10 protein-coding genes are annotated in these 15,366 nt (G+C 66.0%); 5 read left to right on the forward strand and 5 right to left on the reverse strand.

Features of this window, described 5'->3' with window-relative positions:
* Positions 1–92: 92 nt before the first annotated feature.
* Positions 93–1,121, forward strand: a complete 1,029-nt coding sequence (locus NZ849_RS05780) for a YibE/F family protein (protein WP_295405290.1) — start codon at positions 93–95, stop codon at positions 1,119–1,121.
* A gap of 43 nt (positions 1,122–1,164) precedes the next feature.
* Here NZ849_RS05780 and dnaG read toward each other — a convergent pair whose 3' ends face one another.
* The 4 genes from dnaG to purE all read right to left on the reverse strand — a co-directional run bounded on the left by dnaG (position 1,165) and on the right by purE (position 7,823).
* A complete protein-coding gene (gene dnaG, locus NZ849_RS05785) occupies positions 1,165–2,937 on the reverse strand; it encodes a DNA primase (RefSeq protein WP_295405292.1) in 1,773 nt (590 codons plus the stop codon).
* A gap of 48 nt (positions 2,938–2,985) precedes the next feature.
* Positions 2,986–5,970 carry an AAA family ATPase gene (locus NZ849_RS05790; RefSeq protein WP_295405294.1) on the reverse strand — a complete coding sequence of 995 codons (2,985 nt, stop codon included), beginning with the start codon at positions 5,968–5,970 and terminating at the stop codon, positions 2,986–2,988.
* A 228-nt stretch (positions 5,971–6,198) separates the two neighbouring features.
* Positions 6,199–7,311 carry a 5-(carboxyamino)imidazole ribonucleotide synthase gene (locus tag NZ849_RS05795; protein ID WP_295405297.1) on the reverse strand — a complete coding sequence of 371 codons (1,113 nt, stop codon included), beginning with the start codon at positions 7,309–7,311 and terminating at the stop codon, positions 6,199–6,201.
* 8 nt (positions 7,312–7,319) lie between these two features.
* Positions 7,320–7,823: a 5-(carboxyamino)imidazole ribonucleotide mutase gene (gene purE, locus NZ849_RS05800; protein WP_295405343.1), complete on the reverse strand. Its 504-nt coding sequence runs from the start codon at positions 7,821–7,823 to the stop codon at positions 7,320–7,322.
* Positions 7,824–7,987: 164 nt separating this feature from the next.
* Here purE and NZ849_RS05805 point away from each other — a divergent pair, with 164 nt between their 5' ends.
* From NZ849_RS05805 to NZ849_RS05820, 4 genes are all read left to right on the forward strand, one after another.
* Positions 7,988–9,433, forward strand: coding sequence for an NADP-dependent isocitrate dehydrogenase (locus tag NZ849_RS05805; RefSeq protein WP_295405299.1), 1,446 nt, complete (start codon positions 7,988–7,990; stop codon positions 9,431–9,433).
* A 91-nt stretch (positions 9,434–9,524) separates the two neighbouring features.
* Complete coding sequence (locus NZ849_RS05810) at positions 9,525–10,493, forward strand: sodium-dependent bicarbonate transport family permease (RefSeq protein ID WP_295405301.1); 969 nt, start codon at positions 9,525–9,527, stop codon at positions 10,491–10,493.
* The gene (locus NZ849_RS05815; protein WP_295405303.1) at positions 10,493–10,795 is read left to right on the forward strand and encodes a transcriptional regulator; all 303 of its coding nucleotides are present in this window, start codon (positions 10,493–10,495) and stop codon (positions 10,793–10,795) included. The genes NZ849_RS05810 and NZ849_RS05815 overlap by 1 nt, the downstream gene beginning before the upstream one ends.
* Positions 10,796–10,820: 25 nt before the next feature.
* On the forward strand, positions 10,821–11,720 hold the full coding sequence (locus NZ849_RS05820) for a quinate 5-dehydrogenase (protein WP_295405305.1): 900 nt from the start codon (positions 10,821–10,823) through the stop codon (positions 11,718–11,720).
* Here the strand turns inward: NZ849_RS05820 and NZ849_RS05825 are convergent.
* Positions 11,701–15,297: an alpha-amylase family glycosyl hydrolase gene (locus tag NZ849_RS05825; RefSeq protein ID WP_295405307.1), complete on the reverse strand. Its 3,597-nt coding sequence runs from the start codon at positions 15,295–15,297 to the stop codon at positions 11,701–11,703. The two genes, NZ849_RS05820 and NZ849_RS05825, sit on opposite strands and share 20 nt — an antisense overlap.
* Positions 15,298–15,366: the final 69 nt, after the last annotated feature.

Consider the following 15,366-nt stretch of genomic DNA (forward strand, 5'->3'; position numbering starts at 1 on the left):
CCAGAATGGAAGGAGATGGGCTCATAGAGTTCCCTTTGTGTACCAACAGTCTACACCGGTTTCTCACCCGCCCTTTGGGTAGATTAGGGGTCATGCGCCAGGCGCTGCTTTTGCTCGCCCTAGCCCTCCTGCCCTTTGCCCTTGCCCAAGAGCCCTCGGCACCCGGTACCTACGCCATAGCCCGCATCGTCGCCCTCAACGAGGGCACCGCCACGGTGGAGGTGGGCGGGCGGCGGGTGGAGGCCGAGCTACCCACCGAGTTCGTGGGCTTTTGGGTAGGACAGCGGGTGGTGGTCTACCAAGCCGACGGCAAGACCTACATCGCCGAGCCGTACCGCATTCCCTACCTGTGGGGTCTGCTGGGGCTATTCGGGCTTGTCACGGTGGCCCTGGGCCGGGGTAAGGGTCTACGCGGCCTACTGGGCACGGCAGCCAGCATGGGGGTGCTGGCCTTCTTCGTGGTGCCCCAGATATCAGCCGGGCAGAACCCCCTGCTGGTCACCTTTGTGGGGGCTTTCGGCATCCTAAGCCTATCCATCTACTTCGTCCACGGGGTCAACCGAAAGACCACCGCCGCCCTCATCGGCACTACCCTGGCCACAGCGGTAGCGTTGGTGCTCTCCTCACTCCTCACCGAGTGGATGCAGTTCACCGGCCTCACCTCGGAGGAGACCTTTCTGGCCCGCTTCCAGCTCGGCGGGCAGCTCGACCTGGTGGCGCTGTACCTGGCAGGGGTGGTGGTGGGGGCCTTGGGGGCCCTCAACGACGTAACGGTAACCCAGGCCGCGGTGGTGCAGGCGCTGGTGCAGGCCAACCCGCGCTACAGGGTGCGGGAGCTGTACAACCGGGGTATGAGCGTGGGCTTTGACCACATCGGTAGCCTGGTCAACACCCTGGTGCTGGCCTATGCGGCGGGTTCCCTGCCCCTGCTCCTTCTAATCAGCAAGAGCGATGTTCCGCTGGTTTTCTTGGTGAACAACGAGACCTTCGCCGCCGAGGTGGTCACCATGCTGGTCGGCTCTTTGGCCTTGGTGCTGGCGGTACCGCTGACCACGCTGGTAGCGGCCTGGCTCTTGCGAGGAAGAAGCCTCGACTACATCAACCGGCGCTGGCCCAGGTAGGAAGGGGTCGTCACCGGGTCGGTCCAGGCAGCAGCTAAGCCTCCTAGCGTCTGTACAGCCGCCGCTCGGCCTCTATGGCCTGCAAGACCTCCTGAATCTCTCGGGTAAGGGTGCGGATCTCCTCCAGATCAGCGGAGCTTTTGAGCTGGGCTTTGAGCTTATCCAGCCGCATCTCGTAGTAGACCTCCCGCACCCGGGCCATGGCCACGGCCAGGTGCGCCTCGAGCTCGGCTCGCTCAAAGCTCGGGCTCTTCATCAAAATGTCCATCAACCTGGCCCCTTCCCCCCGCTGTTCAAAGTGGCGCAGAACCCGGCTTCTGCCGTGCTTGGAGCGAGAAACCTGCACGAATTCGGCCAGCAGGCTTCCCTCCGGCGGCCAGGTATTGGCCTCCACGTAGCGCACCCAGTCCTCAAACTCCTCCTCTGGGACCGCATACAGCAAGGCTACAACGTCCAGCTCGCGCAGCAAGCGCCTCTCGGTCAGGTCGGGGCGGCCCAGGCTCAGCCGGGCCAGCGGGTCGCCAGGGGAGGCCCGGCGGGGCTCGGGGGCCCGGGACAGGTAGTCCTCCAAAGCCCGGGGCGAGATGCCCAGGGCGCTGATGACCTTGGCCTTGAGCCGCTCCGCCACCCGGTCAAAGGGCTCCGGCGAAACGAGGCGGGGCCGCAGGGCCTCCAGTACCCTCTGCTTGTGTTCAGGGCGGCGCAGGTCAAGGCCCTGAGCGGCCATCTGGAAACGGTACTCCACCTCTGGCAGGGCCTCGGCCAGGGCCTTCTCGAAGAGGGCCCGGCCCTCCGGAAGGAGGAGCAGGTCGCCGGGGTCCTTGCCCCCCTCGAGCAGCACCGCGTAGACCACGAAGCTCCGGGCTATTTCCAGGTTCAGGCTCTGTAAGGTGGCCCTACGCCCAGCCTCATCAGCGTCGAAGGCTAGGTAAAGCTCAGCCGCCTCAGCGCGGCGCAGAAGATGGGCCTGTTCGGGAGAGAGGGAGGAACCAAGCACCGCCACTGCCTCGGTAAAGCCCATCTGGTGTAGGGCAATCGCGTCAAAAAGCCCCTCTACCACCACAGCCCGCTGCCGCTCGCGGATGCTCTGGCGGGCCTGGGGGTAGGCGTAGAGCAGAAGGCTCTTCTTGAAAAGGGCGGTTTCGGGGGAATTGAGGTACTTGGGGTGGTCCTCCGGGGAAAGCGCCCGGGCGGTAAACCCCACGATGCGGCCCAGCGGGTCAAGGATAGGAAAGGTAATCCGGTTGCGGAAGCGGTCAAAGAGACGGCCCTCCCGCTCCACCAGCACCCCTGCCTCCAGCGCTTCCCGAGGACTTACCCCGTGGCGGTGCAGGTGCTTGAGCAGCCCATCCCAGGACGGGGGCGCGTAGCCCAGGGCAAAGCGCTCAATGGAGGCCTGGGTAAGCCCTCGAGCCTGCAGGTAGTCCAGCGGCGCGCCCTCCAGATGGCTTTGGAAATAGGTCTGGGCCAACTCCAGAACCTGCAGGGCCTCCTTTCGGGCCGAGGGCGGCCCCCCCCGCCTGGGCAGCTCCACCCCAACCTCCTGAGCCAGCCGCTCCAAGGCCTCGCGGAACTCGAGGCCCTCTATCCGCTGCAGAAAGGCGAAGATGTCCCCTCCCGCTTTACAACCGAAGCAGTAGCAGAGCCCCTTGGCCTCGTTGACGTAGAAGGAAGGGGTCTTCTCCTGGTGGAAAGGGCATAACCCTTTCCAAACCCCCCTGCCGGCCGGCTTGAGGGCCACATAGCGTCCTACCAGCTCCCGAATGGAGACGCGGGAACGGATTAGCTCAATGGCTTGAGCGCTTTCGGCATCCATACACCCCGCCTCCCGAAGCCAAAGCTGGCCCGGACGTAGGGCCCTATTCTAACCTGCCCGCGTCCGTTCGGGGCAGGGCGCAGCCCTAGCCTGCCAGCGCAACCAGACCCCAAGCACGCCGTACCCCCGAAGTTGTTGGGGCTCAAAGCTGGGCCGCCTGCCGTCCACGAGCCCCCTGAGGGTCTGTTGCCAGGCCCAGGCCAGAGGGGTTTTGGCCTCGAAATCGAGGAGCCCCAGAGGCTCCTGTCCCTTCATCAGCAAAAGCTGAGCCTGCAGAAGCCGGGCGTAGCCATGCTGGGTTTCAAAGCCGGAGGCCAGCGTACTCCGAAACAGGTAACGGGAGAGGGCTAGGGCCTTCTGGCTCGAGCGGCCGCCCAAAAAAAGGCCCAAGCTCACCAGGGCATGGTAGTAGAGGCTGGGGTTGCCCACCTGCCGGGCCAGCCTCGCCGCCCGCTGCAGGTGAGGGATGGGGTCCTGCCGAAGGTGCCCTTTGCGCAGCCCCAGCGCAAGTTCCCCTACCGCCTGGGCCTCGACGTCCTCCAGCCCCTCCAGCCCCCGCAAAAGCCGCAACAGCACCTCACTGTCTCGTCCCGAGGCCAGCGCGCGGGCCAAGGCCAGGTAGGCCAACAGGGAGGCAGAAGGGCTGCGGGCCAGCGCGGCCTCTCCGTAGTAGAGGGCTTCCTCGAGCTGCCCCGACTCCAACAGGTAGCGCAGGCGCACCCGGCTCACCCGCTCAACCGCCCAGGTCGGGGCCCCCTCGAGGCACAGGAGGCCCTCCTCCAGAAGGCTACCGGCCCACTCGAGCTGGCCCAGGTCCAGGCACAAGGCTGCCCGGCTGCTTTGGTACAGGCTGCGAAACCAGGCGGGTAGTGCCTCGTGGGGCGGCGGACCCAGGGCCTTCAGGGCCTCTTTGGGCCTGAACTGCCGCCAAAGCGCCTCGGAGCAGATCTGACGGGCCTCAAAGCACCCCACCGGGCTCTGCGCATGCTCCTCCAGATAGGCCTCGCAGGCCGCCCGGGCTTGCTCCAGCTGGCCCGACCTCAGCCAAAGCCGGGCCTTCACCAAAAGGGCCGAGCCCTGCAAGGCTGGAGGCAGCCCCTCGAGTAGGGTCAGCGCCTCGTCCGTGGGAGCGGTTCGGGCCAGGGCCAGGGCCAGCCGGGGCTCCAGCGGCTCCTCCCGCCGAAGCTCCTTGGGTTCGTCCTGGCCCAAGGCCCAGGAGGCCTCCAGGTAAACCGCCCGAGCCCGCTGGCGCAGCACCAAAGGAGCCTCCGAAGCAGCGAGGAGCCGGCCTGCCAGCTCCAGGGCCTCGCCGTAGCGGCCTAGGGCCAGATGGGCCTCTGCAGCTTCCAGCACAGCCTGGCCGCGGACCCCACCCTCAGCCAGGCGCAGGGCCTCGAGGTAGCCCAGCAGGGCCTCCGCATAGCGCCCTTCGCTCCAGGCCTGCTGCGCCGCCAGGCGCCACAACCGGTAAGCAGCGGCGGTCTCCCCTGCGGCCTCGAGGTGGGCGGCGGCCTCGGACAGCCGCCCCTGGCGCTGGTACCAGCGGGCAGCCTGCTGATGCCAGCGCCGCGCTTGCTGCCCCCCCACCTGTCCTAAAACCGCCTCTCGCAACCAAGGGACAACAAAGCGAAGCTGGCCCTTCCCGTCGGTCTCGAGAAAGCCTTCCCCCACCAGGCGGGCCAGGTCGGCCTCCTCCCCCACCAGGTGGCGCACCAGTTCGGGAGGGGCTGTAACCCCCAGCACCGCGGCGGCCTGCAGGGCTAACCGGGCCAGGCGGGGAAGAGTGTCCAGGCGCGGCTGGTATAGGGGTATAGGCTCGGGCTCCCCGCTGGGGGTGAGGCTTAGAACCTGCACTGCCAGGGGATACCCCCCGCTGGCCTCAACCAGGTGCTCAAGGCTGGCCGTGCCCAGGTCCGGGCGATAACACAGGATCAGGCGCCTGGACTCCTCCAGCGAAAGGGGCTCTAGGGGCAAAAAGACCACGTCGGGGTCCGCCCCCCAGCGGTTCTGCCGGGCCACCAGCACCAGCAGCACCCCGGCTGGGGCAGGGCGGCGGGTAAACTCGAGGACCGTCGCATCGGCACTCTGAAGGTCCTCCAAAATCACCACCACCGGCATCCCTCTCGCCAGCCGGCTCAGCAAGGCCCCCCAGGCCTCCACCAGCAGGGCGTCAAGCTCTGCGGCGGGCAGTGGGGGCCGCTGTCTAAGCCCAACGCTGAACTCCAGCGCCACTTGCAGGTGCTCAGGCAGCTCGAGCTGCCTGAGCTGGCCAAAGCCTCCGGGCAACAACCCCTGCAGGCCCTGGCGCAAGGTGTCGCGCAGGGGAATACCCTGGATGAGCCGGGGCACCATCACACCCTGCACCCCCTCGGGCAAGGTCTCTAGGAAGTAGCGGACCAGGTGTGACTTCCCCACCCCCATAGGCCCGTACACCACCACCCGGCGGCCCTCCCCCCTTCGCGCCGCCTCCAGGGCCTGCTGCAAAACCTCCAGCTCCCGCTCCCGGCCCACCATATCGAGCGGCCCCTGGCGCATCCCTAGGTACCGGAAGACCACCAAGGGCTCAGCAAAACCCCTAAAGGGCTGTGGCGGGAGGAGCTCGGTAATGGCCCTCGGCACCAGCCGCACGGTAACCTCGTCGCACCACACCTCACCGGGAGGGGCCGCCTGGGAGAGGCGCTGGGAGAGGTTGACTGCAGGCCCCAAAACAGTCTGATCGCCGGCCAGCCCTCCCCCTAGAGGGGTACGCAGGACCAGGCCGCTGGCCACACCCACCCGGGAAGGCAGGGGGCTCGAGGCCACCGTGGCCCTTGCCGCCTCCAGCGCGGCCTGCGCATCGGACTCTTGGCTCCTTGGCACCCCAAAAACGGCCAGAAAACCGTCTCCGAAGAACTTGTCTATGTGCCCCCCCCGCAGGCGAACTTGGCTGGCCGCAATTTGCAGGGCTTCGTTGGTGGTCTCCCAGGTGACCTCCAGAGGATGCCTCAGGGTGTACTCAGTAAAGCGCGATATGTCGAAGAAGAGCGCGCTCACCCAGCGTCGCTCCTGGATCAGCCCGCCCCCAGGCCGCAGGATCGCCCCACAGCGGAGGCAGCTCTCCTCGCCTTCGGGATTGCTGTGGCCGCAGCGGGGGCAGATCATAGATGAGAAAAACCCGTGGGCGGATGCCAAAAGATGCCGTGAAGAGTACGCAGGCTGTGCAAAATGCAGAGCGGCCCTCCCATCGCGAAAAGGCTTACTGGGCCAAGTCCAGTATAGGGGCTACTCCACGGGCGGGACAACCGCCGACAACAGGTGCTCAAGCTGCTCCAGACGCTCCGCCAGGACCGCCGGCGAGTCGCTGCGCAGGGTAACATGCCCCACCTTCCGTCCAGGGCGCACCGCCTTGCCGTACCAGTGGAGGTGGGCCCCGGGAATCTCCAGCACCCGGGTGAAGTCAGGCCGGAGCCCAACCAGGTTCAGCATGGCCGCGTGACCCCGCGGTGCGGTGGAACCCAGGGGCCAGCCCAGCACGGCCCGCAGGTGGTTCTCAAACTGGCTGGTCTCGGCCCCCTCAATGGTCCAGTGGCCGGAGTTGTGCACCCGGGGGGCCATCTCGTTGGCCCAAAGCTCCCCCTCTACCTCAAAAAACTCTATGGCCAACAGGCCCACATACCCCAAGGCCTCCATAACCCGTCGGGCTAGGGCCTCGGCCCGGGGCTGGAGGGCCTCAGCCTGGGGCGCGGGGGCCAGGCTCTTGTGCAAAATGCCCCTCCGGTGGTGGTTCTCCACCAAAGGGTAGAAGGCCAGCTCACCTCGGGCCGAGCGCACCCCCAGGATAGAAAGCTCTCGCCTGAAGGGCACGAAGGCCTCCAGAATCAGGGGCACCCCCCCCAGGGTGGCCCAGGCCTCCTGGGCCTGGGCCGGCTCGCGCAGCAAGAGCTGACCTTTCCCATCGTAGCCAAGGCGGCGGGTCTTGAGCAGGGCCGGGCAGCCAACGCGCTCCAGCCCCTCCAGCAGATCGGCGTAGCTTTCCACCGGATGAAAAAGGGGGGTGGGAATCCCCAAGCGCCGGAAAAAGGTCTTCTCACCCAGGCGGTCCTGAGCTACCTCCAGCGCCTGGGGGGGCGGGTAGACCGGCAGCCGCGGGACCAGCTTGTGCAGCGCGGCGAGCGGAACGTTCTCAAACTCGAGGGTCACCCGGTCCAACCCCTCGGCGAACCGCTCGAGCAAGGGCCCGTCCTCGTAGTCCCCCACCCAAAGCTCGGCCACCTGGCCCGCCGAAGCCCCGGCGGCAGGGTCCAAAAAGCGGAATTCCAGGCCCAGCGGATACCCGGCCAGGGCCAGCATCCGGCCGAGCTGCCCACCCCCCAAAACGCCAACCCGGGCACCCATAGCTCGCCTCAGCCCTGCCGGGGGTCGGGGTTTGCCAGCACCGCTTCGGTCTGGGCGGCGCGGTAGCGCTTCAGGGCCTCCCTGCACTGGGGGTACTTGTTGCCCAGGATGCTCACCGCCAGAAGCGCCGCGTTGATGGCCCCAGCCCGACCAATGGCCAACGTACCCACCGGAACCCCCGCCGGCATCTGCACAATGGAGAGCAGCGAGTCCAACCCCCTCAGGCTTCTGGACTCCACCGGCACCCCCAGAACCGGCAGGCTGGTTTTAGCAGCGGTCATACCCGGCAGATGGGCGGCCCCGCCTGCCCCTGCGATGATGACCTCGAGCCCCCTCCCTTCGGCCTGCTCGGCGTACTCAAAGAGCAGGTCGGGGGTACGGTGGGCGGAGACCACCCGAACCTCAAAGGGAATCCCCAGCTCCTCCAGGGTGCGGGCAGCTGGCTCGAGGGTTTCCCAGTCGGACTTAGAACCCATAATCAGGCCCACTAAGGGATGGGGTGGAAGCCTCATCAGCATCAGAAGGGTAGTTTACCCTTTCCTGGGCTCGAGCTGGGCCATCCTCCAAATTTTGGGCTGTTGCTCCTCAGGCTATGGGCAGTCTAGCAAAAAATCACCATAACTCAAGCCCGTCCCGCACCGGGGCCCTTGCCCTAGATTGGGGTCCGGGAGGAGGTATGCAGAAAACCCCCATCACAGTGGCCTACGGCGACGGCATCGGTCCTGAGATTATGCGCGCAGTGCTGCGCGTTCTGGAAGCCGGTGGGGCCCAGATAGAGCCCGAGCCCATCGAGATTGGCGAGAGCGTCTACCGCCGGGGACACACCAGCGGCATTGAGGAAAAGGCCTGGGAAAGCCTGCGCCGCACCCGGGTCTTCCTGAAAGCCCCGATCACCACCCCCCAGGGCGGGGGCTACAAGAGCCTGAACGTAACCGTGCGCAAGACGCTGGGGCTCTACGCCAATGTGCGGCCGGTGCGCAGCTACGAGCCTTTCATCGCCACCAAACACGGGGCCATCGACCTGGTCATCGTGCGGGAAAACGAGGAGGACCTCTACGCTGGGATTGAGCACCAACAGACCGACCAGGTGGTCCAGTGCTTGAAGCTCATCTCCAGGCCGGGAACCGAGCGCATCGTCCGCTATGCCTTCGAGTTCGCCCGACGGAACGGGCGCAAAAGGGTTACCTGCATTACCAAGGACAACATCATGAAGCTCACCGACGGTCTCTTCCACAGAATCTTTGAGGAAGTGGGGCGCGAGTACCCAGAGATACAAAGGGAGCACATGATCGTGGACATCGGGGCTGCACGCCTGGCTGAGACCCCCGAGCGCTTTGACGTCATCCTGGCCCCCAACCTCTACGGGGACATCCTCTCCGACATCGCCGCCGAGGTGGCGGGGTCGGTGGGACTGGCGGGTTCCGCGAACGTAGGGGACGACTGCGCCATGTTCGAGGCGGTACACGGCAGCGCACCGGATATAGCTGGAAGGGGCATAGCCAACCCCTCAGGGCTGCTGCAAGCCGCCGTTTTGATGCTGGTCCACATAGGTCAGCCCGAGGCCGCAGCACGGATCCAGAACGCCTGGCTCAAGACCCTGGAGGATGGTCTGCACACCCCCGACATCTACGACGAGCGGACCAGCCGGAAAAAGGTAGGCACCGAGGCCTTTGCCGATGCGATTATCGAGCGGCTTGGCCAGATGCCCGAACACCTCTCGCCTGCCCGGTTCAGCGAGGCCAGCAGGACCCCCATGCCCCCCATCCGGGTCCGAGAGTATCCCCCTGCCCAAAGGGAGCTGGTCGGGGTGGACGTCTTTTTCTGCTGGCGCGGCACCAAACCCGAGGAGCTGGCCGGAATTCTGCAGCCCTTCTCCAACGGAAAGCTCAGGCTCACCCTGATCACCAACCGGGGGGTCAAGGTCTGGCCGGGGGGTTTCCCGGAAACCTTCCGCACCGACCACTGGCGGGGACGCTTCATGAGCGAGGGGGGCTGCCTCAGCCACCGCGACATCGTGGAGCTGCTGGGGCGGCTGGCTGAGGCCGGCTTGGACTTCATAAAGACCGAGCACCTCTACACTTTCGACGGAAAACCCGGCTACTCCTTGGGGCAAGGGCAGTAGAATGGGAATCCGCGTGGAGAGCCAATTGTCGCTTCCAGCAAAGCCCATGGTACAGCCCTAGAACCCTGCAACTTGAACCTCAGCCCAAACCATGGAAACCCTAGAACTCCTTCGCGCCAACCTACTTTCTCCCGCTGTGCTGGCCTTCGCCCTGGGGATAGTGGCCACCCTGGTCCGTTCCGACCTCAGGATTCCCGAAGCCCTCTACACCAGCCTCTCCATCTACCTACTCCTGGCCATCGGGCTCAAAGGGGGGGCAGCCCTGGCCGCCACCCCCTGGAGCGAGCTGTGGAAGCCTGCTTTGGCTACCCTGGCCCTAGGGGTGTTCACCCCGTTGCTCTCCTACGCTGTGCTGCGGCGGCTCGGCCGAATGGATGTGGTCAACGCCGCAGCCCTGGCCGCCCACTACGGTTCGGTTTCGGCGGTCACCTTCATCGCCGCCAACTCCCTCATGCAATCCGTCAAGCAGCCGGTGGAGGGCTACCTGCCTACCCTGGTGGCCATCCTGGAGGTTCCGGCCATCGTTATCGCTCTGCTCATCGCCCGCCGCAACCTGAAAGGAGGCCCTATGGGCGAAGCGGTGCGCGAAATCCTCACCGGTCGCAGCGTCTTGCTGCTGGTGGGGGGATCACTTATCGGCTTCTTGAGCGGACCGGAGGGCCTCAAAAAGGTAGCTGCGGCTTTTGTGGACCCCTTTCAGGGGGTGCTGGTGCTGTTCCTGCTCGAGCTGGGTATGGTGGCAGCCAAGCGGCTGCGCGACCTGCGCAGCACCGGGGCCTTCCTCATTGGCTTTGGCCTGGGAATGCCGGTGGTACAAGGTGCGCTTGGGGTCTGGCTGGGCAGCCTGGCCGGGATGTCGGTGGGCGGGGCCACGGTCCTAGGGGCTATGGCGGCCAGCGCCTCGTACATCGCCGCCCCCGCCGCTGTGCGCATCGCCCTGCCCCAGGCCAACCCTAGCTACTACCTGACGGCCTCGTTGGGAATCACCTTTCCCTTCAACTTGACCCTGGGCATTCCCCTCTACTTCGCCCTCTCTCGCTCTCTGCACGGAGGTGCGTGATGGCGCTGGTGGCGCGCAAGCTGGTCACCATAATTGCCGAGGGGTTTCTGGAAGAGCGGCTGGTGCGGGAGATAAAACGCCTCGGGGCTAAGGGCTACACCATCACCGAGGCCCGAGGCGAGGGGAGCCGAGGGGTACGGGCCAGCGAGTGGGAGGGCAACAACATCCGCCTCGAGACCATCGTGAGCCCCGAGGTGGCCGAAAAAATTCTGGCCCATCTGGCCGAGGTTTACTTTCCCAACTACGCGGTCATCGCCTACGTAGAGACCGTGGAGGTGGTCCGGGGCGAGAAGTACACCTGAGGGCCCCGGCAGTAGACTGTCTGCCATGCCCAAACGTATCGTGAGCATCTCCATTGGTTCATCCAAGCGCAACTCCATGGTCGAGGTGCACGTCCTGGGGGAGACCTTTCTGCTGGAGCGCATCGGCACCGACGGGAGCTGGGAGAGGGCCATCCAGCTGGTCAGGGAGCTGGACGGGAAGGTAGAGGCTTTCGGGCTGGGAGGGGCCGACCTGTACGTGTACGCTGGGGGGCGCCGCTACACCTTTCGCGATGCGCGGAGGGTTGCTGCAGCGGCCCAAAAAACCCCCATGGTGGACGGCTCGGGATTGAAGCACACCCTCGAGCGCCGCGCCGTGCGGATTCTGGAGGGTGAGCTGGGCTGGCAGGGCAAGCGGGTGCTGGTTCCCAGCGCGGTGGACCGCTTTGGCCTAGCCGAAGCCCTAGACGAAGCAGGGGCCCAGACCCTTTACGGGGACCTCATCTTTGGGCTGGGCCTGCCCATCCCCATCTACCGGCTCTCCCTGCTGCAGAAGCTGGGCTACCTTTTCCTACCCCTCATCACCCAGCTCCCCTTCCAGTGGCTCTACCCCACCGGGGAAAAACAGGAAAAGCAGGTGCTGGACTGGCGCCAGCGCTACTTCAGCTGGGCCCAGGTGGTGGCGGGCGACTGGCACTTTATAAGGCGCTTCATGCCCGAAAGGATGGAGGGCAAGGTCATCCTAACCAACACCACCACCGAGGAGGACCTGGCGTTTTTGCGGGCTCGAGGCGTGGCCAAGCTCATCACCACCACCCCCCGGCTGGAAGGCCGCAGTTTCGGAACCAACGTGATGGAGGCCTTCATCGTGGCCCTAGCGGGAAGGTACCCGCTGAGCGAGGCCGACTACCTTAGGTACATAGAGCAGCTCCAGCTAAAGCCCGAGATCACCGAACTTCAGGCTTAGGGAAGAGCGTCCGGAGGTACTCGGCCAGGCCCAGCCGGTCGCCCGCGGCCAGGTAGGCGGCCTGCTGGGGCCAGGTGGGTAGGCTGGAAGCGCCGCGCCGCCCGGCCGCAACCAAGGCCCGGCGCAGGTCCTCCAGGCTGGCCTTGGCAAGCTGGGCATAGGTGGTGAAGCCCGCTGCGCGCAAGGCCTGGGCCGTGCTGGGCCCGATGCCCCAGATGCGGGTAAGGTCGTCCCCTGCCCTGCGGGCCCGGGGGGGCTTCAGGGCGGCCAGGTAGGCCAGAAGCCGGTAGCCCACCTCCTCCGCCGTCCGGTTCAGGCGGGCCTCGAGGGACGACCAAGCCCTCCGCAAAGCCCCCCTGCGCGCGGCCGAAACCCCCTCGGCATAGGCCAGGGCCAAGGCCCTCCCCCTTAGGGCCGCCCAGAGGAGGGCATGGGCCTCGCGGTTGAAGTATGTCTCCCCAGCGAAGCGGTTAACCCCCAGAAATTCCTGCCAGCGCGGGTCTCGCAGCAGGCGAGGGTAGAACCGGGGCTCCCTGGAGAGGCCGGGGGTAGCCAGCACCCCTACCAGGCCAGCCGCCCGCCGGGCTGCCTCAGCCTCCAGCCCGGCCTGCTGGAAGGCCTCCTGAAGAAGCCCCCTCAGGCGCCACTCCTCTAGATGGGCCCCCAACCCTGGGACCAAGGCCCAGCCCAAGAGGGCCATCCTCACCTCCGGCCGAGGCTCAGTGCGAACTACCCAAAGCGCCCCCTCCAACCGCCGCAGAACGCGCGCGGGCGGGGGAAGCCTCAGGGCCGGAGCAAAGCGCCCAAGGCTTTGGTAGAGGGCGCGAAGGTCTTCCCGCAAGGCCTCGTCTGGGGAACCCCCACGCGACAACCGACGCAGCCGCTCCGGGGTGATCAGCCTGCGCAAAGGCGCGTGGACGGGGGCCAGCCATAGGGAAAGCCGCGCCTCCTCCAGGCTCGGCACCCCCTGCTCCCCCAGGACCTCCCAAAGCTGGGCATAGCTGCCATCCGCATCGTGCACCTCGCGCCAGTCCATGAACACCCGCCGCTGGTAGGGGCCCAGCTCGAGGCAGAGCCCTCCCTCCAGAAGGGCGCGGTTGGGCCGCAGGTACTCCAGCCCTGTCACGCGGTCGCGAAAGAGGCTGTAGTAACCCTCCGCCGGGCGCAACCCCAAGCCCTCCGCCAAGCCCACCCGGCGCACCTCCCGCCCCCCCGGGGTCTTGAAGAGCTGGGGCACCGAACGGCGCAGGCAAACCCGGGCAACGGCGTTTTTGTTGTGGTAGACCACCAAGGCCCGCACCTCGCCCCGCCGGTTGGAGTAGGCGAAAACGTCCTGGTTCACCCCATCTTCCCCCTCGGCATCGTACAAGACGAAGTTCTCTACCTCAGCGAAAAGCGCCCGGTTTTTGAGGAGAGGTGCGATCTGCTCCTGGTGGTAGGCCACGAACCCCTCGTCCGGCGCCTCTTCGTAATAGGCCCGGGCGTACTCCATCCCGTAGCGTTCAGCCAGACCCTCCACCTGGCCGTGGGCCAGCATGGGCAGGCCCGGCAGGGTGGCGCAGAGGGTCATCACGCCAAAGTACTTGTCCCCCTTTCCAAACTGCTCCAGCGCGGTCTTCTCATCCGGATTGCTCAGGAAGTTCACGAAACGCTTGAGAATTTCCGGCTCAAACTCCAAGGTGTTCTTCAAGACCTCCCGGTAGCGGGCGTTCTCCTCATCGCGCAGCATGTTCATGAAGGCCGAGTTGTAGACCCGGTGCATCCCCAGGCTGCGCACAAAATAACCCTCCATCATCCAGAAAGCCTCAGCCAAAAGCAGGGTGTCGGGCGCCTCCTGGGCCACCCGGTCCACCACCTCCCGCCAAAACTCCTGGGGCATGGCCCGGTCAAAATCCTCCTGAGGCATGGCGTGTTCGGCCCGGCTGGGCACCGAAGGGCCCCAGGGTGACCCCCCCGGTGGGGGCCACCACAACCGCTGGTAGTGCCGCCTGGTTAGGGTCATGGCCGCGTCAAAGCGAAGGATGGGGAAACGACGGGCCACCTTGAGGATGGTCTGGATAACCGCCTCTCGCACCTCGGGGAGCAGGTAGTTGAGCTGGGCAGTATCGTTCCAGGGCATGGCGGTGCCGTCGTTGCCATGGTAGATGTAGCGCACCTCACCGCTTTGTCGGTCCACCCGCTTGAAGACCACCGCCGCATCGGACCGGTCGTAGTAGTGGTCCTCCAGGTAGAGGCCCACCCGGGGGTCTTCGCTGAGATCAGGCCCGCTAAAGCTGTAGCTGGGAAAGGGAGGGTAGGGTAGGCTGATGAACCAATCGGGGTGTTCCACCACCCAGCGACCGTCCATTGCGGTGTGGTTGGGCACCATGTCCGCCGCCAGGCGTATGCCATACCGGGCCGCCTTCCGGCGCAGCACCTCCAGCGCCGCCTCCCCCCCCAGCGCTTCGGCGATGGTGTAGTCGTATACAGCGTAGGCCGAGGCCAGAGCCTCGGGGTTCCCCATCCGGCGCTTGATCTGGCGGGAGGCCCGGCTGCGCTCCCAAAGCCCAATCAACCACAGGGCGTTCACACCCCAGTCTTGAAGCCGCTTCAGCTCCTCCTCAGGAATGGCGTCCAGGGTCTGGATGGGGCGGGCGTACCTTTTGGAAAGCTGGTCGAGCCAGACAAAGGTGTTCTTGGCTAGCAGCACCACCTGCGGCATCCAGTCCAGGTCAGGGCTGAAGGCCTCGGGCTCGAGCTGCGCGCTGGCCCAAAACCGCTCCCGATCGAGCATCGGGCTCTCGGCGGGTCTTTGGGGAGGTCCAAAACCCACCGGCACGGCGAACGAGCGGGCCGCCTCACGCACCACATCCAGCGCCACCAGAAGCCGATAGTAAATAGCCCCCAGCCGCCCCCCAAAGCGCTCCAGCAAAAAGCGAAGCTGGGCCTCTAGGGAGTCGGGGTAGAGCCGGGCCGGCAGGCGCAGGGTTTGGAGGAGCGACGCCCCCCCCTCCCCAAAGGCGGGCTGGGACTCAAAGAAGCGCTCAAGGTGGAGGACAACCGTAGGGTAGGCTGTGGAGGCCTCGAGGCTGGCGTCGTCAAAAAGCTCTAGAAAAGGCCCAAAGGCCGGATTGGCGTTGGCCAAATGGAGCATGAGGAGTTCCTCCAGGAGGACCTCGCGGTGGGGAATCCCCTCGGTCTGGCCCTCCATGTACGCCTCCAGGCTCAGCTCCCCTCGGTAAACCCTAAGAGGCGGAAACTCCTCAGCGAAAGCCCGCAGGGTTCTCTCCAGCACCTCTCCCCCCACCCGCTCCGCCAGGTACCCAAGGGCCGCCCGCATCAGCCCCGGGTGCTCCTCCAGGTACTGCCGCATCAAAAGGTGAAGTACCTCATCGATGAGGCCCATGGCGTTGATCTGGGCCGGGCTCACCGCCTGCTCGGGGGGCCTTCTGGCGTTCATGGCCGCAGCAAAGCGCCGGGCCGCTTGGAAGTCGGCCAAAATCACATTCCCGCTCAGGGAGAAAAGCGAGAGGTCAAAGCGGTAGCGGTCGCGCGCCCGCCTAGAAACGTGAAACTCAAAGACTCCCGGCTGCCTCATACCCTCCTCCGCTCGCCCCAAGTCTATCAGCCCCGGGTTCAGGGAATTCCCCACCTGGTAAACTAACCC

Origin of the sequence: Meiothermus sp., assembly GCF_025060375.1 — a bacterium.
Lineage (GTDB): Bacteria > Deinococcota > Deinococci > Deinococcales > Thermaceae > Meiothermus.

Coding starts and splice junctions, on each gene's coding strand:
- NZ849_RS05780 (WP_295405290.1), top strand. CDS start 93: ATGCGCCAGGCGCTGCTTTTGCTCGCCCTAGCCCTCCTGCCCTTTGCC.
- dnaG (WP_295405292.1), bottom strand. CDS start 2,937: ATGGATGCCGAAAGCGCTCAAGCCATTGAGCTAATCCGTTCCCGCGTC.
- NZ849_RS05795 (WP_295405297.1), bottom strand. CDS start 7,311: ATGGGTGCCCGGGTTGGCGTTTTGGGGGGTGGGCAGCTCGGCCGGATG.
- purE (WP_295405343.1), bottom strand. CDS start 7,823: ATGAGGCTTCCACCCCATCCCTTAGTGGGCCTGATTATGGGTTCTAAG.
- NZ849_RS05805 (WP_295405299.1), top strand. CDS start 7,988: ATGCAGAAAACCCCCATCACAGTGGCCTACGGCGACGGCATCGGTCCT.
- NZ849_RS05810 (WP_295405301.1), top strand. CDS start 9,525: ATGGAAACCCTAGAACTCCTTCGCGCCAACCTACTTTCTCCCGCTGTG.
- NZ849_RS05815 (WP_295405303.1), top strand. CDS start 10,493: ATGGCGCTGGTGGCGCGCAAGCTGGTCACCATAATTGCCGAGGGGTTT.
- NZ849_RS05820 (WP_295405305.1), top strand. CDS start 10,821: ATGCCCAAACGTATCGTGAGCATCTCCATTGGTTCATCCAAGCGCAAC.
- NZ849_RS05825 (WP_295405307.1), bottom strand. CDS start 15,297: ATGAGGCAGCCGGGAGTCTTTGAGTTTCACGTTTCTAGGCGGGCGCGC.